Annotated in this window: 22 protein-coding genes; 4 read left to right on the top strand and 18 right to left on the bottom strand. The window is 69.7% G+C overall.

Translation table 11 applies throughout. The annotated features are described in order from the left end of the window. The first annotated feature begins 6 nt into the window (after positions 1 to 6). A complete protein-coding gene (locus EV137_RS14775; protein WP_134129192.1) occupies positions 7 to 552 on the top strand; it encodes a TetR/AcrR family transcriptional regulator in 546 nt (181 codons plus the stop codon). Here EV137_RS14775 and EV137_RS14780 read toward each other — a convergent pair. From EV137_RS14780 to EV137_RS41040, 7 genes are all read right to left on the bottom strand, one after another. After that, complete coding sequence (locus EV137_RS14780) at positions 549 to 1,097, bottom strand: hypothetical protein (protein WP_134129194.1); 549 nt, start codon at positions 1,095 to 1,097, stop codon at positions 549 to 551. The two genes, EV137_RS14775 and EV137_RS14780, sit on opposite strands and share 4 nt — an antisense overlap. A gap of 115 nt (positions 1,098 to 1,212) precedes the next feature. Next, positions 1,213 to 2,514, bottom strand: a complete 1,302-nt coding sequence (locus EV137_RS14785) for a DUF58 domain-containing protein (protein ID WP_134129196.1) — start codon at positions 2,512 to 2,514, stop codon at positions 1,213 to 1,215. After that, on the bottom strand, positions 2,511 to 3,518 hold the full coding sequence (locus tag EV137_RS14790) for an AAA family ATPase (protein ID WP_238175303.1): 1,008 nt from the start codon (positions 3,516 to 3,518) through the stop codon (positions 2,511 to 2,513). Before EV137_RS14790 ends, EV137_RS14785 begins: the two co-directional genes overlap by 4 nt. A gap of 7 nt (positions 3,519 to 3,525) precedes the next feature. Beyond that, positions 3,526 to 4,110: a hypothetical protein gene (locus tag EV137_RS14795; RefSeq protein ID WP_134129197.1), complete on the bottom strand. Its 585-nt coding sequence runs from the start codon at positions 4,108 to 4,110 to the stop codon at positions 3,526 to 3,528. Next, positions 4,107 to 4,820, bottom strand: a complete 714-nt coding sequence (locus EV137_RS14800) for a DUF4129 domain-containing protein (RefSeq protein WP_134004094.1) — start codon at positions 4,818 to 4,820, stop codon at positions 4,107 to 4,109. Before EV137_RS14800 ends, EV137_RS14795 begins: the two co-directional genes overlap by 4 nt. 17 nt (positions 4,821 to 4,837) lie before the next feature. After that, complete coding sequence (locus EV137_RS14805) at positions 4,838 to 6,049, bottom strand: GNAT family N-acetyltransferase (RefSeq protein WP_134129199.1); 1,212 nt, start codon at positions 6,047 to 6,049, stop codon at positions 4,838 to 4,840. 9 nt (positions 6,050 to 6,058) lie between these two features. Further along, positions 6,059 to 6,427 carry a helix-turn-helix domain-containing protein gene (locus tag EV137_RS41040; protein ID WP_202870922.1) on the bottom strand — a complete coding sequence of 123 codons (369 nt, stop codon included), beginning with the start codon at positions 6,425 to 6,427 and terminating at the stop codon, positions 6,059 to 6,061. A 103-nt stretch (positions 6,428 to 6,530) separates the two neighbouring features. Between EV137_RS41040 and EV137_RS14815 the strand changes: the two genes are divergently transcribed. Next, a complete protein-coding gene (locus EV137_RS14815) occupies positions 6,531 to 7,604 on the top strand; it encodes a CobW family GTP-binding protein (RefSeq protein ID WP_134129201.1) in 1,074 nt (357 codons plus the stop codon). Between the two features lie 588 nt (positions 7,605 to 8,192). Here EV137_RS14815 and EV137_RS14820 read toward each other — a convergent pair. Together EV137_RS14820 and EV137_RS14825 are read right to left on the bottom strand one after the other, a co-directional pair. Further along, positions 8,193 to 8,888, bottom strand: coding sequence for a maleylpyruvate isomerase N-terminal domain-containing protein (locus EV137_RS14820; RefSeq protein ID WP_134129203.1), 696 nt, complete (start codon positions 8,886 to 8,888; stop codon positions 8,193 to 8,195). 631 nt (positions 8,889 to 9,519) lie between these two features. Next, a complete protein-coding gene (locus EV137_RS14825) occupies positions 9,520 to 10,296 on the bottom strand; it encodes an HpcH/HpaI aldolase family protein (RefSeq protein ID WP_134129205.1) in 777 nt (258 codons plus the stop codon). Between the two features lie 72 nt (positions 10,297 to 10,368). On the opposite strand from EV137_RS14825, the gene EV137_RS14830 reads away from it, so the two are divergent. Continuing rightward, positions 10,369 to 11,274 (top strand): phosphotransferase family protein, encoded by a 906-nt coding sequence (locus EV137_RS14830; protein ID WP_166679870.1) that lies wholly within the window; start codon positions 10,369 to 10,371, stop codon positions 11,272 to 11,274. Here EV137_RS14830 and EV137_RS14835 read toward each other — a convergent pair. Both EV137_RS14835 and EV137_RS14840 read right to left on the bottom strand, forming a co-directional pair. After that, complete coding sequence (locus EV137_RS14835; protein ID WP_134129209.1) at positions 11,271 to 12,800, bottom strand: acyl-CoA carboxylase subunit beta; 1,530 nt, start codon at positions 12,798 to 12,800, stop codon at positions 11,271 to 11,273. The genes EV137_RS14830 and EV137_RS14835 overlap by 4 nt on opposite strands. A gap of 19 nt (positions 12,801 to 12,819) precedes the next feature. Next, on the bottom strand, positions 12,820 to 13,983 hold the full coding sequence (locus EV137_RS14840; RefSeq protein WP_134004080.1) for an acyl-CoA dehydrogenase family protein: 1,164 nt from the start codon (positions 13,981 to 13,983) through the stop codon (positions 12,820 to 12,822). A gap of 68 nt (positions 13,984 to 14,051) precedes the next feature. On the opposite strand from EV137_RS14840, the gene EV137_RS14845 reads away from it, so the two are divergent. Next, positions 14,052 to 14,450, top strand: coding sequence for a MerR family transcriptional regulator (locus EV137_RS14845; protein WP_238175304.1), 399 nt, complete (start codon positions 14,052 to 14,054; stop codon positions 14,448 to 14,450). On the opposite strand, the gene EV137_RS14850 is transcribed toward EV137_RS14845, so the two are convergent. Genes EV137_RS14850 through EV137_RS14880 form a run of 7 tightly spaced genes read right to left on the bottom strand, consistent with a single transcriptional unit; the run spans position 14,447 to position 24,274 of the window. Further along, positions 14,447 to 14,674 carry a hypothetical protein gene (locus EV137_RS14850; RefSeq protein WP_134004076.1) on the bottom strand — a complete coding sequence of 76 codons (228 nt, stop codon included), beginning with the start codon at positions 14,672 to 14,674 and terminating at the stop codon, positions 14,447 to 14,449. The genes EV137_RS14845 and EV137_RS14850 overlap by 4 nt on opposite strands. Before the next feature lie 21 nt (positions 14,675 to 14,695). Further along, on the bottom strand, positions 14,696 to 15,442 hold the full coding sequence (locus EV137_RS14855; RefSeq protein ID WP_134129211.1) for a sirohydrochlorin chelatase: 747 nt from the start codon (positions 15,440 to 15,442) through the stop codon (positions 14,696 to 14,698). Beyond that, positions 15,439 to 16,566, bottom strand: coding sequence for a uroporphyrinogen-III synthase (locus EV137_RS14860; RefSeq protein WP_166658589.1), 1,128 nt, complete (start codon positions 16,564 to 16,566; stop codon positions 15,439 to 15,441). The genes EV137_RS14855 and EV137_RS14860 overlap by 4 nt, the downstream gene beginning before the upstream one ends. Next, positions 16,556 to 16,900 (bottom strand): nitrite reductase small subunit NirD, encoded by a 345-nt coding sequence (gene nirD / locus EV137_RS14865; protein WP_134129213.1) that lies wholly within the window; start codon positions 16,898 to 16,900, stop codon positions 16,556 to 16,558. Before nirD ends, EV137_RS14860 begins: the two co-directional genes overlap by 11 nt. After that, positions 16,897 to 20,793, bottom strand: a complete 3,897-nt coding sequence (nirB, locus tag EV137_RS14870) for a nitrite reductase large subunit NirB (protein ID WP_134129216.1) — start codon at positions 20,791 to 20,793, stop codon at positions 16,897 to 16,899. The genes nirD and nirB overlap by 4 nt, the downstream gene beginning before the upstream one ends. Next, positions 20,790 to 22,910, bottom strand: coding sequence for a molybdopterin oxidoreductase family protein (locus EV137_RS14875; RefSeq protein WP_134004068.1), 2,121 nt, complete (start codon positions 22,908 to 22,910; stop codon positions 20,790 to 20,792). The genes nirB and EV137_RS14875 overlap by 4 nt, the downstream gene beginning before the upstream one ends. Then, entirely contained in the window at positions 22,907 to 24,274 is a 1,368-nt protein-coding gene (locus tag EV137_RS14880) for an MFS transporter (protein WP_134004066.1), read from the bottom strand. The genes EV137_RS14875 and EV137_RS14880 overlap by 4 nt, the downstream gene beginning before the upstream one ends. Between the last annotated feature and the right edge of the window lie 123 nt (positions 24,275 to 24,397).

A 24,397-nucleotide genomic window follows, 5' to 3' on the forward strand; every position in this document is an offset into this window, starting at 1 on the left:
GCGCGGATGACGCCCAAGGTTCGGCTGACTGCCAAGGAGCGCGGTGCAGAGGTGTTGGAGGCGGCGGTCCGGGCCTTCGCCAGGTCCGGGTACGAGGGCACCAAGACCGACGAGATCGCCCGGCTGGCCGGCGTCTCACAGCCCTATGTGATCCGGCTGTTCGGCACCAAGCAGGAACTCTTCCTGGCCGCCGTACGGAGTGCCTGCGAGCGGATCGAGCAGACCTTCCGCGAGGCCGCCGCCGAGACCCCGGAACTGGGCGCGCTCGGCGCAAGCTACGAGCGGATGTTCGCCGAGCGTGAGGTGCTGCTGGTCCTCCTGCAAGGTTTCTCCGCCAGCGGCGACCCTGTGATCGGCGACTGCGTGCGGGAACGCTTCGGTCGCATCTACACCCTGGTCCGCGAACTGACCGGCGCGTCACCCCAGCAGACCCGCGAGTTCCTCTCCGCCGGCATGCTGCTGACCGTCATGTCCGCCATGCAGGTCCTCGGCCCGGACGCGATCCCGATGCCGTGGGCCGAAGAGATCCAGAAAACCTTCGGCGAGCACTAGTCCCGGCTGAGTTTTTGGTCGGCGGCGAACCAGATGGTTGCGGCGGTCAGGGCAGTGGCGGCGACGGTGACGACGAGTGAGCCGGCGACGTCGGCATTGCGGACCAGGGCGGCAGCGCCGGCGACGGCCGGCGCCAGCAGTACGGCGATTGCTCCCGGCAACCACCAGCGACGCAGGGCCGCTCGGTGCACCCGCGCGTACGACGGCAATTGGCCGGCGAACGCTGCGGCCAGGTGGACGACGACGAGCGCACCCGCGGTGAGGGCCAGGCTCCAACTCGGCGCGCTGGGTGCACGCATCAACCACCCGAGCGTCACCACCAGCACGAACAGCAGCGCGGCCAGCGAATCAGGCAGTACGACGGTGCACAGCAACAACGCGCCGCCGACGATCGGGACCAGATCCGCCTGATCCCACGACTGCACCGATGACACGACCAACGCGACCGCCCCAGCCACCGCGATCACCAGCCGAGCAACCACCACAGCCCGCCCAGCCACCCGCAACTGCGCCAACCACAACGTGATCTTCTCGTCGACGGTCATGGGGCCTCCCGGTCTGGACTGAGGAGCGGAGGGAGCGCAGCGACCGGAGCGACGAGGGAAGACCGGGAGTTCCAGCCCCATGACCCGCCGCGCCGGAGGCGTGGCATTTGTAGAGTCATGAGCGGATCCTGGGGGCTGCGGAGACTCTGGCGGCGTCTCGGAGTACCTCGTCCAAGGTGCCGGCGCCTTGCCAGGGGACGGTCGGTACGCCGAGGTCACTGAGGCGGTCGAGGTCGCGGCGCCGTTCGAGTAACCGCAGCCGCCACGCGAGCGGCCACGACCGGGTGTCGTGCGCGTCGAGGTCCATGATCGACACGACGTCCGGCGGCAACGTGTCGATCGCGATCACCGTGCAACCGGAGTGCACGAGCGTGACGATGTAGCCGAGGATCGTCGGCCGCAGCAGCGGGCTGAGAACGAGCACCAGGCTGTCCGAGCGGACGCGGTTCCGCCGCGCCAACTGCTCCTCGTCCTGCTGCCGGCCGCGCCGGTCCGCGTGCACCAGCGTGTCCAGGATCCGCCGCAGATGCGCGCGCCCGCTCCCCGACCGCACGCCGCGGAACAGGCTGCCGGTGTCGATCAGCCGCACCCGGTCGCCGTTGCGCAGGTAGTGCTCGGCGATCGCGGCGGCCGCGCGGACGGCGGTGTCGAGACTCGAGGACCGGCCGTCGATCCCTTCGCTGATCCCGATCTCGCCGCCGGTGTCGACCATGATCACCACTTCGGTGTCCCGGTCCGACCACGTCGACGTGACATGCAGTTCCTGCGTCCGCGCCGACACGGACCAGTTGATCCGCCGCAACCGGTCCCCCGTCCGGAACGGCCGTACCCCGGCCAGCTCCGTCCCTTCGCCCGGCCGCCGCGACCGGTGCAATCCGACCAGTCCGGCCGGCCGCGGTACGGCGTCCACCGCCTCGAATCCCTCGCGCAACGGCAGCGTCGTGACCGACAGCGGCTCCGCCGACGTCACCTGGATCCGGTACGCCCCGACCGTCGACGTCGCCGTGACCGTTGGCCGCTCCAACGACCGCAGTCCCCAGCGCTTCGACCGTACGCCGACCTCCAGCCGCACCTCACCGTGCGACACCGGCTCCGCGATCGCGGCCTGCGGCGGGTCGTACTGGAACCACAACGTCCGCGGCAACGCCGCCACGATCAGGTCGACGTCCGGGTCGACGGACTCCGGCACCCGCATCCGGTACGTCGTACCTTGCCCTTCGAACAACACGTCCGCGTCCAGCTCGGTATGCACCTCGGGGCGCTCCCGCGGCCGGAAGAACCGCCCCCACACCGCGAGGAACGCCAGCGGCAGACCGAACACGGCCGCATCCGGGCGCCGCAGCAACACCGCGACGCCGAGCAGCACCGCAGCAACACAGATCGCCCGAACCTGCGCGTGCGTCGGCTGCCAACTCATGAGACCACGGTTGGTGGTGCCGCGACCGAGCCGAGGACGGTGCGTACCACTGTCGCGCCGGTGACCTCGTGGAGCCACAGCTCCGGACGCACGGTGATCCGATGCGCCAGTGCAGCGACCGCGACCGCCTTCACGTCCTCCGGTACCACGTAGTCGCGACCCTTGATGACGGCGTACGCGCGTGCTGTCAGCAGCAATGCCAGTGAGCCACGTGGCGATGCCCCGACGAGAACCTGTGAGTCCCGACGGGTCGCGGTGGCTAGATCAACGCAGTACTGACCGACTGTGTCGTCCACGGTCACCGTCTCGACGGCACGTTGCGCGGCACGCAGCCCGGCCGCATCCGTTGCCGCCTCGACCGACTGGTCCTCAGTACGACGGCTCATCCGGCGCCGCAGTACCTCCCACTCCTCCGCCGGACTCGGATAGCCGAAGCCGATCCGCAGCATGAACCGGTCGAGCTGTGCCTCCGGCAACGGATACGTGCCCTCGTACTCCACCGGGTTCGCGGTCGCGAGCACGTGGAACGGCGCGGGCAACGGGAACGTCTGCCCCTCGACCGTGACCTGATGCTCCTGCATGGACTCCAGCAGCGCGGCCTGCGTCTTCGGTGGCGTCCGGTTGATCTCGTCGGCCAGCAGCAGGCCGGTGAAGATCGGGCCCGGCCGGAAGACGAACTCGGAGTCCTTCTGGTCGTACACGAACGCGCCGGTCACGTCCGACGGCAGCAGGTCCGGCGTGAACTGCACACGCCGGAACTCCAGCCCGAGCGCCTGCGCGAACGACCGCGCGGCCAGCGTCTTCGCCAGCCCCGGGTAGTCCTCGAGCAGTACGTGCCCGCCGGCGAGGATGCCCGCGAGCACCAGTTCCAGCGCCTCGGCCTTCCCGACCACGGCCTGGCTGACCCGCTCCAGCACCTGCCGGCTCAGCTCGGTCACCTCACCGAGCTTCAGCTCGCCCTCAGTCGCTGCGTCAGTCGCTGCGTCGGTCACTGCGTCGGTCACTGGTCCCTCACAGGTTCTCGATGGTGTGGATCGCGTACTCGATCTCGTCGAGGGACGCGGTGCGTTTCTCGTCGCCGGCGATCAGCTGCCAGAGCTGGTCGCCGGTGATCGCGCGGGCCCGCTCCGGCTCCCGCTCGGGGTCGACGCCGTGCCGGTGCACCAGGCGGTCGGTCGCCAGCTCGAACAGCAGCGGGCGGACCCGGCGGGCGAAGGTCTGCGACCCCTCACCGGCACGCCGTTCGCGGCTCGACTCCTGCAACCAGGTGGCGATGAACTGCGTGCGGTTGTCGTTGGTCCGGGCGCGCAGCGCAGCCAGTTTGTCGTCATGCCGCCCGGGCCAGCTCGTCTCCACGGTCTCCGGCACCACCAGCCGGATCGCCAGCGACACCACACCGACCGCGAGCGCAGCCACCACGAACCACAGCGGCCGCGGCGCCATACCGGCAGCGGCGAACACGGTCACGAGCAGCAAGCTCACCACCACAGCCACACCAAGGTGCTGCACGAGCAACTTGCTCGGCCACAAAGACCTCCGCTTGCCCTCAGCCGGCGGCCCCTTCTCCTCCAAGGGCGTCCATCGGTACGACGTCATAAGGCCTCCGCCTCGGCGGGGTGAGCGGCGGCGAGGTCGTCGCGTAGGCGGAGCAGGGCTGAGCGGGCCTCTGTCCGCGCCTGCTCGCTCGAGCCGTGCGTCGAGTACCGCGCTTCGCGGTACAACTCACCGAGCCGGATCAGCTGCGGCTCGGAGATCCCGCCGATCCCGAGCACTCGCACGATGAACTCGGCCGGTGTCTCCGACGGCTCCCGCGGTACGCCGGCCGAAGCAGCTGCCTCCTCCAACGCGACCCAGCACGCGACGACCGCGTCGGTCGCCGTACCGGTGTCGATGCGGGCCAGGCCCGTGTCGACCGCCTCGGCCAGTCGCTCCGCCTTCATCCGCTCCCAATCGGGCTCATCGGCCTCCACGTGCGGAAGGCGGACCCGGCGCACGACGCGGACGATGACCAGCAGGATGAACCCCACGATCGCGGCGATGATCAGGTAGACCACGGCCTGCCACAACGACAGCACCCAGCCCGGCGTCTCGTGCTGCGGGAGCGCGCGCGGCGACGGCTGTGACTGCTCCGGCGCCGTTTCGCTCACCGAGAAGGTCGGCAGCGGTCGCGGGCTCGCGCTCAGCGTGCTGTCGCTGATCGGGCGCACCGGCCCACTCGCGGAGGCGAGCACGACGAAGCCGGCCACCACGACCCCCACGAACAGCACGGCGACCACCGCGAGCGCACCCCGACGCTGCGTCTGCATCTGGGCAGGCTACCCCGTCAAAAGCCTGTGTCGAGGAACGGGAGCCGAGATGTGGAAAACGCTTCCGCGGTCGCGTCCAGGGCACCAGGGGTGTGCTCAGCGACCAGGCCTGCCCGGCCGAGCCTCTTGACCGACGGGCGACCGAGGTAGATGGCGCCGAGGTCCCGGACGTCGAGAGTGAGGTCGGCGTCGCGCGTGACGGACTCGCAGCTCGCGCCGTCCGGTCCGCCTGTGAGGTGCCAGCGGCCCGCGTTCCACGGGAGGAAGTCGTCGACCACCTCCAGGACGACGTCGACGTCCCGCGCATACGTCCGCTCCGCGAGCGCACGACGTACGTCGACCGGCCGGATCCACAGGCCGTCCCGCGTGATCGGCCCTGGCGCGCGCGGGTCGAGCAGCAGGTCCAGGAGCGGGTCGTCCGACGCGAGCATCTCGCACCGGGTCTCGCTGAGCAGGTCCGGTTCGAGCAGGTACCGCCACAGCGCCGCGTGCGACGTGATGTCCACCGCATGCACCCGCTGTACGTCGACGTACCCCTTCTCCGCGCGCTTCGTCCGGTAGTACGCGAACCCGGTTAATTCGCCGTCGCGCTCCGCGACGACGCATCGCAGCTTGGACGCGCTCGCGATGTTGCTCGTGACGGTGGCGCTGATGGTGTACTCCTGCCAGCGCTCGTCGTGGCGGCACACACCAGGTCGCTCCAACGCCAGCCTGTTCCGCAGCTCGGCGCAGCGGGCGAGGTGCTCGCGTACGTCGACGTACCGGATCCGGACGTCGTCGATGCCGGCCACCGGGCGCAGCGTGCGGGACGCCTTGGGTACGACGATCTCCTGGTGGTCGGACGCGAGTCCGTAGCCGAACCGCGGGTAGATCACCGGCTCGCTCGCGGTCAGCGCCGCCAGCGGCTCGCGGCCGGCCTCGTGGATGTCGGTCAGCTGCCTGCGCATCAGGTCGCGCAGGATGCCGCGCCGCCGGTGCGTCGCCCGGACGCCGACCATCGTCACGCCCGCGACCGGCAATTGCCCGCCGGGCACCGTCATCAGGTGCGAGAACGTGCCGGTGTGCCCCACGAGCTGCCCGTCCTCGCTCGCGACGACACTGCGCTCAGGCTCCCAGATCCGCCGCTCGGACTCGTACTGCTCGTCGGTCCACGGCGCCGAGAACGCCATGTCCAGGAGCTCCAGGAGCTCCTCCCACTCACCCGCGAACCGCCCGATCTCGATCGTCATGTCCTTTACCTACCAGACGACCGGGCTCGGCGACCCGGGATTTACGGTGGCACCGGCCGGCATTGCCCCGAGCCGCGGCCAGTACGTCGCCAGCCCGGGTCGGTCCGGAACCGTGCTCAGCCAGCGCCCGCGGCGTCGCGGCGGCCCGATCGACGCCGACAACGTCCCGACCGGGATCTCGAGCACCTCCTCGAGCAGCCCGACCGCGGCGAGCGAGTCCCGCCGCTCGGGGCGCGAGCGGCCCGACTGCCAGTAGCTCAAGGTGGCGAGGCTCACCGACACGCCACGCGCGCGGAGCCGCTCCTGGATCCGCCCGAGCTCGAGCCCGCGCGCCTGGATGGCTTCCCGGAGCACGTCCGCGAACTCCCGTTCGCCCATGCGCCGAACCCTAGGCACAGCAGGCGATCCAAGCCAGCCCTGGGGCGATCAACAGTTGACACCAGCTCTGGACTGATGAAAACCGTTTTCATATACTGACGGCATGACCGCCCAAGCGAAAACTCCGTTGTCCTTGTTGGTGGGGCTTTCCACGACGTTGCGGGGGCCCGTGCTGGAAGCAATGACCGACGCCACCACCGTGGCCGTGGTGATCGACCAGGACGACATGCCCGGTCGGGGCGTGCTGTCGTGGCGCGTGCGGGACGCGTCGGGGCCGATCGACGCGGGCGAGTTCACGGTCGGGGACGACTGCGGTGCCTGCCAGTTGATCGAGTCGCTCCTACCGTTGCTGGAGACGCTGGTCGCGCGTGGGCACTGGGATCACATCGTGCTCGCGGCGCCGCCCGGGATGGAGGCGCGACCGCTGGTCACCACGTTGACGTCCGTCCTGCCGGAGATCGACGTCGACACGGTCACTTGCGTCGTCGACGCCGTACTCGTGGTCGAGCAACTGTCCGGCGACGAGTTGCTCGCCGAGCGCGGCCTGGCGCTCGGTCTGCCGGATCGACGCAACGTCGCGGAGCTGACCGCACGCCAGATCGAGTACGCCGACGTGTGCGTGCTGGCCAACGCGCATCGCAGTACGGCGGTCGAGCGGCTCGAACACCTGCTGGTGCACCTGAACCCGCGGACGTCGGTGGTGACGGCGGACGTTGCCGGCGTACCGAATGGACCGGTTGCACGGACCGGGCGGTTCGACTTCGACGCGGCCGAGGCGTGGGCGGGTGAACTCGCGGCATCGGATCGCGTGCAGCCGAGCGGCGACGGCGTGACGACGTTGCTGTGGCGGTCGACGCGGCCCCTGCATCCCGCGCGGCTGAGCGATGCGCTCGAGGACATTGTGGACGGTGTGGTTCGTAGTCGCGGCGTGGTGTGGCTGGCGAACCGTCCGACGCAACGCGTGCGGTGGGAATCCGCCGGGTACAGCGCGTCGCTCGGAATGCTCGGCGAATGGTCGGAGACCGAGCACCTCGCCGAGTGCACCGTCGTCGCCACCGGCATGAGCCTCGACCCGGCCCGCCTCCAAGCAGTCCTCGACGCCTGCCTCCTCACCGAGTCCGAACTAGCCCAACTCGACTGGACCACCCTAGAAGACCCCTTCGCCGGCGTCCTGTAACCCCACCCCCGTCTCACTCCACGCCACCCCAACCCAGCTGACCACACGCTCCACCCCACCTCACGCCCCACGCCAGCTCATTTCACGCCCAGCTCGCGCTCCGCCCGCCCCACCCCAGCTCACCTCACGCCCTACCCCACGCCGGCTCACTTCACGCCCCACCCCACGCTCCACCCGCCCCACCCCGGATCACCTCACGCCCGCCCCGCCTCACACGCCACGCCAGCTCACTTCACGCCCCACCTCACGCTCCGCCCGCCCCACCCCAGATCACCTCACGCCCGCCCCGCCTCACACGCCACGCCAGCTCACTTCACGCCCCACCTCACGCTCCGCCCGCCCCACCCCAGATCACCTCACGCCCCGCCCCGCCTCACGCGCCACGCCAGCTCACTTCATGGCCTGCCTCACGCTCCGCTCGCGCCGACCGCGCCGTGCGCGGCCCGCCGCCGCACTCGGGCTCGCCGCATATGCCTGGTTAACCCACCAAATGAGGGGTTCTGCACCGTGGTTCAGGGTGGGGAACCCCCCATTTGGCTGGTTAACCAGGCAAATGCGTGGGTCAGCCAGGCAAATGGGGTGGGCGGGCTAGCCGAGGAGGGGGAGGCGGTTGGCGTGGGGGCCGAGCATTGACAGGTCGTCCTCGTCGAGGGGCAGGCGGCCGGTTGCTTTCAGGATGTACGTGGTGGTGTCCCACGCGATCACGTCCCAGGCCTCCGGGCCGAACAGCCCGTCCAGGGTGCGCGCGGTGACCTGCAGTCCTTCGGGATCGGGCTCCGGCGCGTCCGGCAGGCCGACGATCAGGTCGAGATGATGGACCGTTGCCTCAAGCACCAAAGTGGCCACGAAGTCGACCGCCCGCAGGACATGACCCTGCGTCTCGACCCGGTGTCCCTTGATCGCCAGCCCGGCCGCGGCCGCGCGGACGGCCGCCTCGGACACCTCACGCCAGTGCTGCACGAGCAGACCGGGTTTGCGATACGCCGCCGCGACGTTCCGCACGAAACTCGTGTCGCCGTCGGGCTCCGGCGGGAAGTCGCGCCAGTACGTGACGAAGTCCCGGTCCGGCTCGACCACGGCCGGGCTCGCGAACGCGATCAGCGCCCGCTGAGCGTCGTACAGCAAATGCACGAGCAGCGGACCGACGGGCATGCCGGCGCACCGCGTCTCGCGCTGGAAGTCCGCGTCGCTGAGCCCGTGTACCGTCTCGGTCAGCCGCCCGTAGGTCCGCCCCAGCGTCGCCGCCAGTCCCAGCGGCAACGCGCCGCGCTCGGGTGCCTTCATCCCCGGCCTCCTCGGTGTCCTGTGAAGAACGTAACCCGAGAAGCCACCGAGGTGTTCCGGACTCGCACACCCACCAAGCTCCGCCGACCACCGGAGCCCACCACTCACCAAGCTCCGCCGACCGCCGAACGCCCACCACTCACCAACCCGGGCCGACCGTCGGTCTCACCCGTCGGCTGAGCGTGAACCGCCCCGAACCGGCGCGGTTGCTGAGTGGCGGAGGTCCACCCCACGAGCGAGCCGCGCCGCGCTGCGCCGACGCAGGTGGTCAGCGACGCCCCTACGAACGGACCGAGCCAACCCGGCCGACGCGGTTGGTGAGCCCCCACGAGCGAGCCGAGCCGACGTGGACCGACGCGGTTGATGAGCGACGCCCCAACGAACGGGCCGAGCCGACGTGGACCGACGCAGTTGGTGAGCGACACCCCAACGAACGAACCGAGCCGACATGAACCGACCCAGTTGGCGAGCGACACCCCAACGAGCGAACCGTGCCCACGTGGACCCACGCAGTTGGCGAGCGACACCCCTACGAGCGAGCCGTGCCCACGTGGGCCGACGCAGTTGGCCATCGACTCCCCTACGAGCGAGCCGTGCCGACGTGGACCGACGCAGTTGATGAGCGACACCCCTACGAGCGGGCTGTGGCGAGGTGGGTGGCGGCGATTGCCTCGAGGTGGGCGAGGTCTGAGGCGACGGTGGCGAAGGTGTAGCCCTGGTCCAGTCGCTTCTTGGCCGACTCGCCGTCGAACGTGTGGATGCCCGCGGCGATCCCGGCCTCCCGCGCGGTGCGCGCGATCAACTCGACCGCCTCCTCGAACGGACCCTCGACCTCCGGATCACCCGGGAAGCGAGCACCGAGCGCCAGACTGAGGTCCGACGGGCCGACGTACACACCATCGAGCCCGGGCGTCGCGCAGATCTCAGCCACGTTCTCGAGGCCGAGCGGGGTTTCGATCATCGCGAGTACGACGGTCGCGTCGTCGCTGTCCGCGGGCACAGGACCGATCCGCAGCGAGGCTCGCATCGGCCCGAACGACCGCACACCCGCCGGCGGGTACTTCGCCGCCCGAACCGCCCGAGCCACGTCGTCCGCGCTGTCGATCAGCGGCACGATCACACCGGTCGCCCCGGCGTCCAGCGCCCGCCCGATCGGCGTCGGATCGTTCGCCTCGACCCGCACCAGCCCGACCGTCGACTGCGGCCCGATCGCGGACCCGGCGTCGATCGCGAGCAGCCCGGTCATCAGCCCCTGGTACCCGATCAGTCCGTGCTGCGCGTCGAGCACCACGTAGTCGTACCCGAGCCGCGCGATCCGCTCAGCGGCGGCCGGCGAATCCAGCGTGATCCAGTACCCGACCAGCTTCTCCCGAGCCCGGACCTTGTGCGAGAAATCGTTTGCATTCACCCCCGCACACTATCCAGACCATCGCCCGTAAATCCCTCGACCAACCATCAGTTGGACGAGACGATGCTGCGGATGGCATCCACGGAGCTCCTCCTGCACGAGTTGGTCGCCGAGGCCGGTCTACCGGCGGTCACGAACGCCGTACCGGTCACCGGGCACGGCTTCGACCACGTGATCCTCCTGGCGACGCTCGCCGACGGCACCCGCGTCCTCCTTCGGCATCGCGCCTCGCACCCACGCCCGCTTCCGGTGGTACAGGCACAGTTCCTGGCCGATCACGACGTACCTGCACCGCGTCTGCTCGGTGGCAACGACGAGGCGACGCTGTACGAGTACGCGCCCGGCGAGATGCTCTCCACCCTCGTGGCGGAGGGACGAATGACAAGCGACGCGTGGCGCTCGCTCGGCACGGCGATGCGGCGCCTGCACGCCGTACGCTTCCCAAGAAAGCTGCAAGGCACGTTCGGCCCGGACGGCCTCACGCTGACCCCCGCCGACCCTGTCGCGAAGTTGCACGAGGACCTGACCGCAGCCGAGGACTACCTGCGTACACACCTGCCCGAGGTTGTCGCACAACTTCCGCACGCTCACGCGCTGATCGACGCGCACGCCGACAGCCTCAGCGGGCCGACGGCCCTTCTGCACTTCGACATGAACCCGTCCAACATCATCGTCGGCCCGGCCGAGACGCTACTGATCGACTGGGGCGACGCACGCGTCGGCGACCCGGCGGGCGAGGTCGCGGCACTCGAAGAGCACATCTATCTCATCGACCGCACCCCACAGCTGCCGGACGCGTTCTACGAGACCTACGGGCCGCGGCTGAACAAGGTCGACGTCTGGCGGTTGTGTGGGGCGGTTGGTTGGTATGCGAGTGGTGACTTCGAGGAGTTCGAGCAACTGGAGCCGGAGCTCCGCGCGAAGGCCCACCAATGGCGCACGGGCCTGGCTGACTACCTAGGCACTCGGCTGAGCTAGACCGGCGGTACGCCGTGGCGGCGGTGGGAGAATGTCCGGTCCTTGGACTGGGCTGCGGCGAGGCGGGCGATCAGGTCAGCGCGGAGGTTCTCCGGCTCGATGATCGCGTCGATGACCAGGTCGGCGGCCAGCCGGAGGATGTCGATGTCGGTCTCGTACTCCTCGCGCAGCCTGGACACGTACTCGACCCGTTCGCCCTCGTCGGCGATCTCCTGGATCTTGTTGTAGTACACGGCGTTGATCGCCGCCTCCGGCCCCATCACCGCGATCTTCGCGGTCGGCAACGCGACACACGCGTCCGGCGAGAACCCGGGTCCGCACATCGCGTACAGCCCGGCGCCGTACGCCTTCCGGACGATCACCGACACCGTCGGCACTGTCGCCTCCGACACCGCGGTGATCATCTTTGCGCCGTGCCGGATGATCCCGGCCCGCTCGACCTCACTGCCGATCATGAAGCCCGGTACGTCGCACAGATACACGAGCGGCACGTTGAACGCGTCGCACAGCCAGATGAAGCGCGCGGCCTTGTCCGCCGAGTCGACGAACAGTACGCCGCCCTTCACCGCCGGCTGGTTCGCGACGATCCCGACCACCTGCCCCGCGAGCAGCCCGAACCCGACCACAAGCTCCGGCGCGTACGCCGGTTTGATCTCGAAGAACGTGTCCGCGTCGACGAGCGCGTCGATCACGTCGTGGATGTCGAACCCGACGCTCTCCTCGGCCGGCACCAGGTCCCGGGTGAAGTCCCGGCCGGCGTCCGAGGCGTCGTACGACGGCGGTCGCGAGCGCCACGAACCGGGCAGGTAGGAGAAGTACTGCTTCGCGAGCTCGATGGCCTCGGCGTCGTCGCTCGCCAGCAGGTCGCCGCAGCCGGAGACGCTGGTGTGCATCCGGGCGCCGCCCATCTCCTCCAGCGTCACCTTCTCCCCGACCACCATCTCGGCCATCCGGGGCGAGCCGAGGTACATCGAGGCGTTGCCGTCGACCATGATCACGACGTCGCAGAACGCCGGGATGTAGGCGCCGCCCGCCGCGGACGGACCGAACAGGCAGCAGATCTGCGGGACCTTCCCGGACAGCGCGACCTGGTTGTGGAAGATCCGGCCCGCACCGCGGCGGCCGGGAAACAGCTGGACCTGGTCGGTGATGCGGGCGCCGGCGGAGTCGATCAACCAGAAGATCGGCAGCTCGTCGCGGAGCGCGACCTCGGTGATCCGGACGATCTTCTCGACCGTCCGCGCACCCCAGGAGCCGGCCTTGACGGTCGGGTCGTTGGCGACGATCAGCGCCGGCCGGCCGTCGACGAGCGCGCGGCCGGTGACGACACCGTCGGCGGGCAGGCCCGCGTTCAGGGCGTTCGCCAGCTGCGCATCCTCGACGAAGCTCCCCTCGTCGACGAGCAGGGCGATCCGGTCGCGGACGTACAGCTTGTTCTGCGAAGCGAGCTTGGCCGCCGCCTTCTCGGGCGGCGCCAGGGTCGCCTCACGAGCAACCTTGACCTCGGTCCAATGGTCGTGGGTCATGTAGTCATCATCCCAGGCATCATTCCACTGGGAGGCCGAGCGACCTCGCGATGAGCATCCGTTGGACTTCCGACGTACCCTCGCCGATCTCCAGGATCTTGGCGTCGCGGTAGAACCGGGTGACCGGGTACTCCTCCATGAAGCCGTAGCCGCCGAAGACCTGGGTGGCGATCCGGGTCGCGGTCACCGCGGACTCGGTCGCGTACAGCTTGGCCACCGACGCGGCCTGCTTGAAGTCGGCCCTCGAAGCACCCGCATCCTTCAGCGCGGCGGCCCGGTAGACCAGCAACGAGGCGGCGTCCGCCATCACCTTGAGGTCGGCGATCTGGAACGCGACACCCTGCTTGCGGCCGATCGGTACGCCGAACGTCTGCCGCTCACCGGCGTACTGCACGGACAGCTCCAGGCACGCGCGGATGCAGCCCAGTGCGACCGCCGCGATCGCGACCCGGCCGTCGTCGAGCGTCGCCAGGAACTGCGCGAACCCCTTGCCGCGTTCACCGAGCAGATTGGCCTCGGGAACCCGGCAGTTCACGAACGACAGCGGGTGCGTGTCGCTGGCATGCCAGCCGAGCTTGTCGTACGCCGCTTCCGCGGTGAATCCCGGCGTACCGCTCGGGACGATGATCGTGGAGATCTCCGGCTTGCCGTCCGGCTTCTCGCCGGTGCGCGCGGTGACCGTCACACACGAAGTGATGCTCGAACCCGAGTTGGTGATGAACTGCTTGGAGCCGTCGATGACCCACTCGCCGTTGTCGAGCACCGCGCGGGTCTTGGTGGCACCGGCGTCCGATCCGGATTCCGGCTCGGTCAGCCCGAACCCGGCCAGCGACCGGCCCGCGACCAGGTCGGGCAGCCAGGCGGCCTTCTGCTCGTCGGTGCCGAACGTCAGGATCGGGTTGATGCCGAGCCCGACCGCCGCCTCGAGCGTGATCCCCATCGACTGGTCGACCCGGGAGATCTCCTCGATCGCCACGCACAGGCTGGTGAAGTCGCCGCCCGCGCCGCCGTACTCCTCCGGCGCGGTCAGCCCGAACAGCCCGAGCCGCCCCATCTTCTGCACGACCTCCACCGGGAAGTAGTGCTTGCGGTCCCACTCGGCCGCGTGCGGGCCGATCTCGGCCTCCGCGAAGTCGCGAACGCTACGACGGAACTCCTGATGCTCCGCGGACAACTCGAACATGCGGCACTCCTTCGTGCTTGACGCTTACGTAAACGTAAAGCACGCTGGGGAGCATGCACAATAGCCAGGTGCCCGCAGAGACCTGGTCGATCGCCGAACTGGCCGCCGAGTACGACGTGACGCTCCGCACGATCCGGTTCTACGAGGACCGCGGCCTGCTCAATCCCGAACGCCGTGGCACCGCGCGCGTCTACCACCCCCGCGACCGCGTCCGCCTCGCCCTCATCCTGCGCGGCAAACGCCTCGGCTTCTCCCTCGACGAGATCGCCAAGATCGTCGACATGTACGACGCCGAACCCGGCGAGGAAGGCCAGCTCGCCTACCTCCTCGACCAGATCACCCACCGCCGCACCGAACTAGAACAACGCCGCCGCGACATCGAAGAAACCCTCCAGGACCTCGCCGAAGTAGAAGCCCGCTGCCACGCAGACCTCAAAGCCCTCAGAGATCAGAGCGACAGTCGCTAGGTCGTCTTGCGGCCGTACAGCCAGTAGATGATCGGTGCGGCGCCGAGGGAGTTGAAGAGGGTGAGGGCCAGGGCCCAGAGCGGTTTGGGGCCACGAACCTGGGTGGCGGGACGTCGCGCCAGGTCGGCCAGTGCGACCGCCTTCAACACGCTCTCGACGACCGCTCCAGCGACGACCAACCGCTGCTGCCGGGTACTCAGGTCAGCCCACTTCTTCCCACGCACATCCCCCACGATCCGCGCCCATCACCCCACACGCAAGCATCGCCGCGCGACGGGCGCGCCCACCCGGTGCGTCGCGGATCGTCGTACCGAGTCCACTGCTCGAGGCTCGAGGGCCTCCTCGTAGCGGTGGAGGGCGAGGGTGGCGAGGTGGGGGTGGGGGGCCAAGGGGGGCGTGACGGGGTGGGGGCCGGACTGGCGGCGGATGAGGTTGTGGAAGAACCCGGGGGCCAAGAGGTACGTCGCTATTGCCAGGCGGCCCGGGGTGCGGGCGAGTACGTCGGGGAGACGGTCGCCGGCGCCGGACACGTAGGCCACCTGGACAGGCCGGTCGACACGCTCAGCCAACAGACTCGCCGTCTCCTCGCAGTCGGCCAGCGCGCGCGGGTCGGAGGAGCCGGCGGCGGCCAGTACGACGGTGTCCACGCGGGACAGGTCGCCGAGCCGGTCGGCGAGGATCTCGACCAGCACGGGATCAGGACCAAGCGCAGCGGCCGCGTGAACCCGCCCGGGATAGCGCTGCGCTTCGGCAGCAACGTCGACGTACACGTGGTAGCCGGAGCTCAGTAGCAGCGGTACGACGACAGCGTCCGAAGCGTCCGTGGTGACGCGACGAACGAGAGACGGCAGCGCCGGCGTGAGCAGGTCGACGAAACCCAACGAAATAGGCAGGTCCGGGCGTTGACGAGCCATCTCCCGGACGAGGTCGTGGATCACCTGGATACCGCGAGGGTCGGCTGTCCCGTGGGCGACGGCTACGAGGTCGGTCATGAGGCAACTCCGGCGGGTTCTACGGCCAGGCGGTAGCCGCGTCGCACTACCGTCCGCACCAGTTCCGGACGACCGACCGCCGTACGCAGTCTGTTCACCGTGACCTCCACCGCGTGTACGTCCTCAGCTCCAGGAAGCACCGCGAGCAGCTCCGGTCGCGACACCACATCACCACCGGCCGCGACCAGGGCGGCCAGTACGGCGCGCGGGCCTGGACCGAGTGGCAGCACCACACCGTCCAGCACCGCAGCACCTCCACGAATCACCAACTGGCCGAACGCCGTCTCGATCGACCGCGCGTTGTCGTCGGTGAGCCGATCGGTCACGAGCCGGATCAGCGCGCCCAACCGATACCGGTCCGGAACCAACGGGTCCAGTCCCAGCGCTTCGAAGGGCGCCGCCGTCACCGGACCGACGCAGGCGTTCAGCACCCGCCCGGTCCGCAACGCCGAGGTGAGGTCGTCGTACTGCCCGTTCAACGCCGCGGCGTCAAGCATCGCCTGCGCACCCGGTGCCGACGTGTGTACGACGGCGTCAACGGTCCCCGCGCACACCTGCGAGATCATCCGCTCCACCACGGCCGCATCGGGCGCAGGCCCCCACCGATACACCTCCAGCCCACGCACCGACCCGCCGGCCGAACGCAGCGCCTCCTGCAACGCCGGATCCGACAACCCGTGGAGCTGTACGACGATCTTCCGCCCGACGACGCCCTGCGCGCGCAGCCACTCGACCACCTCGGCCGTCGTCTCCGACCGCGCCGACCAGTGCTCGACCAGCCCGGCCGCGCGGATCGCGCCGCGCGCCTTCGGACCGCGGGCGAGGATTCGCGACTGCTCCAACGTACCCAGCAGGTCCGCGGCGAGACCGGCGGTGTCGGCCGCCTCGATCCAGCCGCGGAACCCGACCGCTGTGGTGACCACGACGTCGTCCGGCGGATTCGCGATCACCCGCCGGGTCGCCTCGATCAGCGCGTGGTCGTCGGCGACCGGCACGATCTGCAGGGTCGGCGCGTGCAGCACCTTCGCACCGCGCCGCTCGAACGACGCGATCAGGTCCTCCGCACGCCGATGCGCCGTGATGGCGATCGTGCAACCGCTCAGCGGCCCCGGCCTAGTAGTCACCTGGACCCACCACGACCTGTCCGTCGACGATCTCGACCGGGTACACCGGCAGCGACACCTCCGGATCGTCCAGGCACGCCCCGGTGCGCAGATCGAAGACCTGCTTGAACATCGGCGACGCCACCGTCGGTACGTCGCCGCGGCTGCCGACGATGCCCCGCGACATCACGTTGGCCCCGCTGAACGGATCCTGGTTGCCGATGGCAAACACCTCGTCGTCGTGCGTCCTGAACAACGCGATCTGCAGGTCCCCGAGCAACGCCGCGACCCCACGTTCCGGCAGCAGTGCCTCAAAAGCGCAGACCACTGTGCGCTCGACAGTTGTCATGGTCATCGACGTACCTCCAATCGGGGGCCGGCCAGCAGGACCGGCTCCAGCTGCCCGCGCTCGGCCGAGGTGGCCGGGCGCGGCTGGTTGCGCTCGACCACGTACCGCAGGTCGGCGTCGGGCTGGTCCGGCGCGTTCACGAACGACACGAACCGGGCGAGCTTGCCGGGATCGTTCAGCGTCGCCTGCCACTCGTCGACGTACGAGTCGACGTGCTTGGCCATCGCCGCGTCCAGGTCGGCGGCGATGCCGAGGCTGTCGTTCAGTACGACGTCGCGCACGTGGTCCAGGCCGCCTTCGAGCTCGCGCATCCACACCGCGGTCCGCTGCAGGCGGTCACCGGTGCGGATGTAGTACATGAGGAACCGGTCGATCGCCTGGAACAGCTCCTCGTCGGTCAGGTCCGAGGCGAGCAGCTCGGCGTGCCGCGGCGTCATACCGCCGTTGCCGCCGACGTACAGGTTCCAGCCCTTCTCGGTAGCGATCACGCCGACGTCCTTGCCGCGCGCCTCCGCGCACTCCCGCGCACAGCCGGAGACACCGAGCTTGAGTTTGTGCGGCGACCGCAGCCCGCGGTACCGCAGCTCCAGCGCGATCGCCATCCCGACCGAGTCCTGTACGCCGTACCGGCACCAGGTCGACCCGACGCACGACTTCACGGTCCGCAGCGCCTTGCCGTAGGCATGCCCCGACTCGAAGCCCGCGTCCACCAGCCGCTTCCAGATCGCCGGCAACTGCTCGATCCGCGCCCCGAACAGGTCGACCCGCTGGCCGCCGGTGATCTTCGTGTAGAGCCCGAAGTCGCGCGCCACCTCGCCGATCGTGATCAGGCCCTCCGGCGTGATCTCACCGCCCGGGATCCGCGGTACGACGGAGTACGTGCCGTCCTTCTGCATGTTGGCCATGACGTGGTCGTTGGTGTCCTGCAGCGACGCGCGCTCGCCCTCGAGCACGTGACCGGCCGGGTCCAGACTCGCCAGGATGGACGCGACCACCGGCTTGCAGATGTCGCACCCGCGGCCGCTGCCGTGCCGCTCGACGATCTCGCTGAACGTCCGCAGCTCGGTGATCCGGACGACGTCGAACAGCTCGGCCCTCGACAGCGCGAAGTGTTCGCACAACGCCTTGCTGACCTCGACGCCGGCCTTGGTGAGCTCGGTGTTGAGGAGGTTCTTGACGATCGGCAGACACGAGCCGCACGACGTACCGGCCTTCGTCTTCCCGCACACCGACTTGATGTCGCTGCAGCCCTCGTCGCGGACCGCGCAGCGGATCGTCCCCGCGGACACGTTGTTGCACGAGCACACCGGCGCGTCGTCGGGCAGCTCGAGCTGCACCGGACCGGCGCCCTCGGGCAGCAGGAAGGCGGCCGGGTCCGCACCGAGTTCCCGGCCGACCATCGGCCGCAGTCCGGAGTACGCCGACGCGTCGCCGACCAGGATGCCGCCGAGCAGGGTACGGGCGTCGTCCGACAGCACGAGCTTCTTGTAGACACCGGCCACGGGGTCGGCGTACACGATGTCGAGGGCGCCCTCGGTGGCGCCGAACGCGTCACCGAAGCTCGCGACGTCGACGCCGAGCAGCTTCAGCTTCGTCGACGTGTCCGCGCCCGGGAACGTCGCTTCGCCACCGAGCAACCGGTCCGCGACGATCTCGGCCATGGTGTAGCCGGGGGCGATCAGGCCCCACACGCGCCCTTCGATACAAGCGACTTCGCCGATCGCCCAGACACCAGGAACGGACGTACGGCAGGCTTCGTCGACCACGACACCGCCGCGCTCGCCGATCTGCAGACCGGCCTCGCGGCCGAGCTCGTCACGCGGCCGGACTCCGGCCGCGAAGACCACCACGTCGGCCGGCAGATCGGGGCCGTCGGCAACGCCCATCGCGCGGGCCGCACCTTGCGAGGTGAGCTTCACCCGCTGACACTGCGTCCCGGTCAGTACGTCGACGTCGAGGCCCTCGATCAGCCGGGCCAGCGCGGAACCGCCGCCCTCGTCGACCTGCAGCGGCATCAGCCGCGGCGCGAACTCGACGACCTTGGTGCCGGCGCCGAGCGCCCGCAGCGCCCCGGCCGCTTCCAGGCCGAGCAGACCACCGCCGACGACGACGCCGTTGACGTCCTTGCCTTCGCTCTTCAGTCGCTCGACGTACACGCGCAGCGCGGCGACGTCGTCGATGGTCCGGTAGACGAAGCAGCCTTGTGCGTCGTTGTTCTTCACCGGCGGGACGAACGCCGCGGAGCCGGTCGCCAGGACGAGTTCGTCGTACCCGACCTGCTCGCCGCGCGCTGTGGTGACGGTCTTCGCCGTGGTGTCGATCGACGTGATCTGCACGCCCTTGCGCAGGTTGACCGCCGGGTCGTCCCAGAGATCCGGGTCGCCGAGCGACAGGTCCTGCGGGTCGCGGCCGGAGAAGTAGCTGGTCAGTGCAACCCGGTCGTACGGCAGCCGCGGCTCCTCGCCGAAGACCGTGATCCGGTAATTGACGTCGGTGTCGCGCTGCCGCAGCGCCTCGACCAGCCGGTGCGCGACCATACCCCCACCGACCACCACCACGTGCTTGGCCTTGTTCAGCTCTGCCATCGTCGCCCTCCTGCTCGGGACTGGTTCGGTCTCGCCGCGCCGGAAGCGGTCGAGCAGTTCGCCGACGGCGCCGGTGCAGCTTCCGCACCCGGTCGTCGCCCGCGTCGTGGCGGCGATGCCGGCGACACTGTCGGCACCCCCACGCCAGGCCGCTTCGATCGCGACCCTGGTGACGCCGTTGCACCTGCACACGGTCGCCACCTTCTTGTTCTGTACCGCGGGTACGTCGGGCTCGGTGAGCAGCCCGTCCGCCACCACCGGCGTACCCCGATCCGCCAGCAGCACCAGCTCCGCGGCGACCTCCGGCGCACCGACTGCCACCGCAGACCGGACCACGCCGTCCCGCAGAACGGCCCGCACGTACCGCGTCTCGTCCTCGAGCCGGACCACGGCCCCGTCCTCGTCCTTGTCGCCAAGAACAAGCAGGTCGAGGCCACCGGCCGTCACACGCACGACCTCGTAGTCAGGTAGCTGCGCGGTCTCGTTCATCAGGTGCTTCGCCAGCGCCTCGGCCTGCATCCACGCCGAGTCGACCGTGCCGGTGAGGCGCCCGTCGATCTCGGCACAGTCGCCGATCGCGTGCACCCGTGGGTCGTCCGGGCTGGTCATCGTGGTGTCCACGACAATTCCGTCGCGCACCGTCAGGCCGGTCGCCAGCTCGGTGCGGGCCCGGACACCACACGCGACGACCAGCAGATCGCCGAACACCTGGCGGCCGTTCCGCAGCCGGAGGGCGCGGAAACTGCCGTTCTTTTGTTCCGTTCCGTCAAGTTCCGTGTTGAGGAGGACCTCGACACCGAGCCGGCGGACCGCGCGCGTCACGCGACGTCCCGCCGACGCGCGAACCGTCTTGTCCAGCAGGGTTTCGCCGTCGTGCACCACCGTGACCGCGACTCCGCGTTCACGCAGCGCACAAGCCGTCTCGACCCCGAGCACCCCGCCGCCGAGGACGACGGCACGCCGGGCCGTGCCTGTTGCCGCAACCACTGCCCGTGCGTCGTCCGCGGACCTCAGCAGCTGCCCGCCCACGACGCCCTTCGGAACCACCGGCACAGCACCGGTCGCGAACACCAACCGGTCGTACGGGTGCTCGCGACCACCGTCGTCGGTCACAACCCGCCGTGCCCGATCTACGGCCACCGCGGTCTTGAGCGGCTCGTTGCCGACAGCAACCTCCGCGCGGCCCGCCACGTACTCGGTCAGCCGGCCACGGTTGTACGACGGCTCGTCGCCCAGGACCGTGACGTCGTACGACGGCAACAGCTCTGCCAGCCGCCGGCCGGCCATCCCGCCGCCGATGATCACTACTCTCATGCCGGAACTCCCGTCGCTGGCAGGGCAGCGGCGGTGACTTCGACGGCACACGCCTTGAACTCGGGCATCCGCGACACGGGGTCGAGCGCGTCGTTGGTCAGCTCGTTGACCGCCTCCGCGCCACCGAAGTGGAACGGCACGAAAACGGTGTCCGGCCGGACGTCGGCCGTCACCCGCGCCGGCAGCACCATCGACCCGCGCGCGGTCCGCAACCGCAGCGGACGCCCGTCGCCGATCCCCAGCTGCGCGGCGACCCGCGGATGAATCTCGGCGTACACCTCGGGCTCGGCCTCGGCCAGCTCCGGAACCCGCCGCGTCTGCGCGCCGCTCTGGTAGTGCTGCAGCAACCGCCCCGTCACCAGATAGAGCGGTGCCTCCGTGCTGAGATCGTCTGCGACCGGCCGGTGATCGACAGGTACGACGTGCGCCCGCCCGTCCGCCGTCGGAAATCCGTCGGAAAACAGCCGCGGCGTCCCCGGATGCCCCTCGTGCGGTACCGGCCAGAACAACGCCTCGTCCGCGTCCAAGCGCTCCCAGGTGATCCCGGAGTAGTCGGCCTTCCCGCCGGCACTCGCTCTCCGCAGCTCCTCGAACACCTCGGCCGGATCAGTCGAGAACCCTGGTACGTCGAGCCTTTCGGCGATCCCCGCGAACACCGCGAGATCGCTCCGCACCTCACCCGGCGCGGCCACCGCGGCACGCCGCCGCAGGACCCGGCCTTCGAGGGACGTCATCGTCCCTTCCTCCTCGGCCCACTGCGTGACCGGAAAGACCACGTCCGCGAGCAGTGCCGTTTCCGACGGCACGACGTCCGCGACAACCAGCAGGTCGAGGGACGCCAGACGCTCCCGTACCGACGACAGGTGCGGCGCCGACACGAGCAGGTTGCTCCCGTGCACCAGCAGCGCCTTCGGACCATCCGTCGTACCGAGGGAGTTGATGAGCTCGACCGCGCTCTTCCCCGGCCCCGGCAGCTCGTCCGGATCCACGCCCCAGACACCAGCGACGTAGGCACGCGCCGCCGGGTCCGAGATGCTCCGGTACCCAGGCAGCTGATCCGCCTTCTGCCCGTGCTCCCGGCCGCCTTGACCGTTTCCCTGCCCGGTGATGCAGCCGTACCCGCTGCCCATCCGGCCCGGGAGGCCAAGCGCCAACGCGAGGTTGATGCAGGCAGTCACCGTGTCGGTGCCCTTGCTGTGCTGCTCGGCCCCGCGGCCCGTCAGGACGAACGCCCCAGCGCCACCATGCACCGGAGCAGCCGCCGCCAGGACCCGTGCGGCCCGCCGGATCGTCGCCGCCGGAACACCGGTCACCCGCTCGGCCCGCTCCGGCCACCAGGACGCCGTCGTACGGACGAGCGCATCCGGGTCATCGGTCCGCTCCTGCAGATACGCCGTGTCCGCCAGACCTTCCTGCAGCACCACGTGGGTGAGCGAAAGCACCAACGCGAGGTCGGTACCAGGTGTCGCCTGCAGGTGAATTCCAGCGTTTTCCTCAGTCAGACCAGCAGTTGCGGAGCGACGCGGGTCGACGACCAGAAGTCCACCCGAGTCGCGTGCGCCCTGCAGATGCGCCACCGCCGGCGGCATCGTTTCCGCAATGTTGCTGCCGACCAGGAGGACTGCTCCCGCACCACCCAGATCGGCCAGCGGAAACGGCAATCCGCGATCGATTCCGAACGCCCGGTTCGTCGCAGCGGCCGCCGACGACATACAGAACCGGCCGTTGTAGTCCACGTTCGCCGTCTTCAGCGCCACGCGGGCGAACTTGCCCAGCGCGTATGCCTTCTCGTTGGTCAGCCCGCCGCCGCCGAACACCGCGATCGCGTCCCGCCCGTGAGCGGCCTGCAACGCCTTGATCCGGTCGGAAACGAAATCCAGCGCTGCATCCCAGCTCGTCTCCACCAGCTCGCCCGCGGCGTTGCGGACCAGCGGCATGGTGAGCCGGTCCGGCACCGTGAGTACCTCGGGAGCCGTCCAGCCCTTACGACACAGCCCGCCCTTGTTGGTCGGGAAGTCGCGCGGCCGCACCTCCACCGCACCCGGCCGAGCGACCGGGTGCAGCGTGGTGGCGCACTGCAGAGCGCAGTACGGACAATGAGTCGCAACTGCCGTCACACGTGCTCCCGGCTGAGCGAACCGCCCTTGCGCAGGTAGCAGAAGTACGTCACCGCGAGGCAGATCACGTAGAACCCGCAGAACACGTACAGCGCCGGGATCAGCGAGCCGAAGTGGCTCGTCGACATCGCGAATCCACGCGGGACCAGGAAACCGCCGTACGCGCCGACCGCGGACGCGATCCCGATACAGGCCGCGGCCTCACGCCGGGCCCGGCCCGGGTCGCCCGGCGTGGTGAGCCGGAACACCGCCGGAATCATCCGGTACACCGATCCGTTCGCGGCACCGCTGGCCACGAACAGGAACAAGAAGCTGATCAGGAACCCGGCGAAGCTGTCCGCCTTCAGAGCGACGACCGAGGCCAGGATGCCCAGGCCCATCACCACGAAGCAGCAGACGGTCACCCAGGCCCCGCCGACGCGGTCGGCCAGCTTCCCGCCGAACGGCCGCGACACCGACCCGACCAGCGCACCCAGGAAGGCGATGTGCGCCACGGTGATGTCCGGGAAGGTGGTCTTGATCAGCAGCGGGAACGCCGCGGAGAAGCCGATGAACGACCCGAACGTGCCGATGTAGAGGAACGAGATGATCCAGGTCTGCGGGCGCTTCGCGGCCGCCACCGACGCCCGGAACGACGAGGTCGCGGCCGATAGGTTGGCCATCGACTTCCAGGCCCAGAAGGCGGCCAGGACGATCAGCGGCAGCCAGATCAGACCGGCCCGGTTCAGCGTCAGGCCGGCGCCGGCGACGATCACGATCGGGACCACGAGCTGCACCACCGCGACGCCGAGGTTGCCGCCGGCCGCGTTGACGCCGAGCGCGAAGCCCTTCTCCTTCTCCGGGTAGAAGAACGAGATGTTGGTCATACTGCTGGCGAAGTTGCCGCCGCCCGCGCCCGCCGTGGCCGCGATCAGCACCATCAGCCAGAACGGCGTGTCCGGCCGGCTCAGGAAGTACGACAGACCCAGCGTCGGGACCAGCAGCAGGCTGGCGGACACGATCGTCCAGTTCCGGCCGCCGAACTTCGGTACGGCGAACGTGTACGGCAACCGCAGGGTCGCGCCGACCAGGCTCGGCAGCGCGACCAGCCAGAACAGCTGGTCCGTCGTGTAGGTGAAGCCCGCCTTGGGCATCGACACCACGACGATGCTCCACAGCTGCCACACCGAGAAGCCGAGGAACTCGGCGAAGATCGAGGGCCACAGGTTCCGCCGCGCGACCGCACGGCCCTTCTCGGCCCAGAACGTGGCGTCCTCGGGATCCCAGACATCGATCCAGCGCCCGCGTCGCGGTGCCTCGACCGTTCCGACCGCACCGGTCCGGTCGCGGGTAGTGGCGACCTCCGGTCCTGCCTCGAGCGTCATCGCGTGTCTCCGATCATCCGACCTGTTCGATTAGGCCAGGACGCTATGACCGGGGTGTTTCCACGTAGTCATCTTGTTGTTACGTCGCCGAAACGGCTCCCGCACACCCGTCGCCGGGTGGTG

Source organism: Kribbella pratensis (genome assembly GCF_004366075.1).
Taxonomy (GTDB): domain Bacteria; phylum Actinomycetota; class Actinomycetes; order Propionibacteriales; family Kribbellaceae; genus Kribbella; species Kribbella pratensis.

Excerpts from the sequence above, each read along its gene's own strand:
- EV137_RS14775 (WP_134129192.1), top strand. The coding sequence starts at position 7 with ATGACGCCCAAGGTTCGGCTGACTGCCAAGGAGCGCGGTGCAGAGGTG.
- EV137_RS14780 (WP_134129194.1), bottom strand. The coding sequence starts at position 1,097 with ATGACCGTCGACGAGAAGATCACGTTGTGGTTGGCGCAGTTGCGGGTG.
- EV137_RS14785 (WP_134129196.1), bottom strand. The coding sequence starts at position 2,514 with ATGAGTTGGCAGCCGACGCACGCGCAGGTTCGGGCGATCTGTGTTGCT.
- EV137_RS14795 (WP_134129197.1), bottom strand. The coding sequence starts at position 4,110 with ATGACGTCGTACCGATGGACGCCCTTGGAGGAGAAGGGGCCGCCGGCT.
- EV137_RS14800 (WP_134004094.1), bottom strand. The coding sequence starts at position 4,820 with ATGCAGACGCAGCGTCGGGGTGCGCTCGCGGTGGTCGCCGTGCTGTTC.
- EV137_RS14805 (WP_134129199.1), bottom strand. The coding sequence starts at position 6,049 with ATGACGATCGAGATCGGGCGGTTCGCGGGTGAGTGGGAGGAGCTCCTG.
- EV137_RS41040 (WP_202870922.1), bottom strand. The coding sequence starts at position 6,427 with ATGGGCGAACGGGAGTTCGCGGACGTGCTCCGGGAAGCCATCCAGGCG.
- EV137_RS14815 (WP_134129201.1), top strand. The coding sequence starts at position 6,531 with ATGACCGCCCAAGCGAAAACTCCGTTGTCCTTGTTGGTGGGGCTTTCC.
- EV137_RS14820 (WP_134129203.1), bottom strand. The coding sequence starts at position 8,888 with ATGAAGGCACCCGAGCGCGGCGCGTTGCCGCTGGGACTGGCGGCGACG.
- EV137_RS14830 (WP_166679870.1), top strand. The coding sequence starts at position 10,369 with ATGGCATCCACGGAGCTCCTCCTGCACGAGTTGGTCGCCGAGGCCGGT.
- EV137_RS14835 (WP_134129209.1), bottom strand. The coding sequence starts at position 12,800 with ATGACCCACGACCATTGGACCGAGGTCAAGGTTGCTCGTGAGGCGACC.
- EV137_RS14840 (WP_134004080.1), bottom strand. The coding sequence starts at position 13,983 with ATGTTCGAGTTGTCCGCGGAGCATCAGGAGTTCCGTCGTAGCGTTCGC.
- EV137_RS14855 (WP_134129211.1), bottom strand. The coding sequence starts at position 15,442 with ATGACCGACCTCGTAGCCGTCGCCCACGGGACAGCCGACCCTCGCGGT.
- nirD (WP_134129213.1), bottom strand. The coding sequence starts at position 16,900 with ATGACCATGACAACTGTCGAGCGCACAGTGGTCTGCGCTTTTGAGGCA.
- nirB (WP_134129216.1), bottom strand. The coding sequence starts at position 20,793 with ATGAGAGTAGTGATCATCGGCGGCGGGATGGCCGGCCGGCGGCTGGCA.
- EV137_RS14880 (WP_134004066.1), bottom strand. The coding sequence starts at position 24,274 with ATGACGCTCGAGGCAGGACCGGAGGTCGCCACTACCCGCGACCGGACC.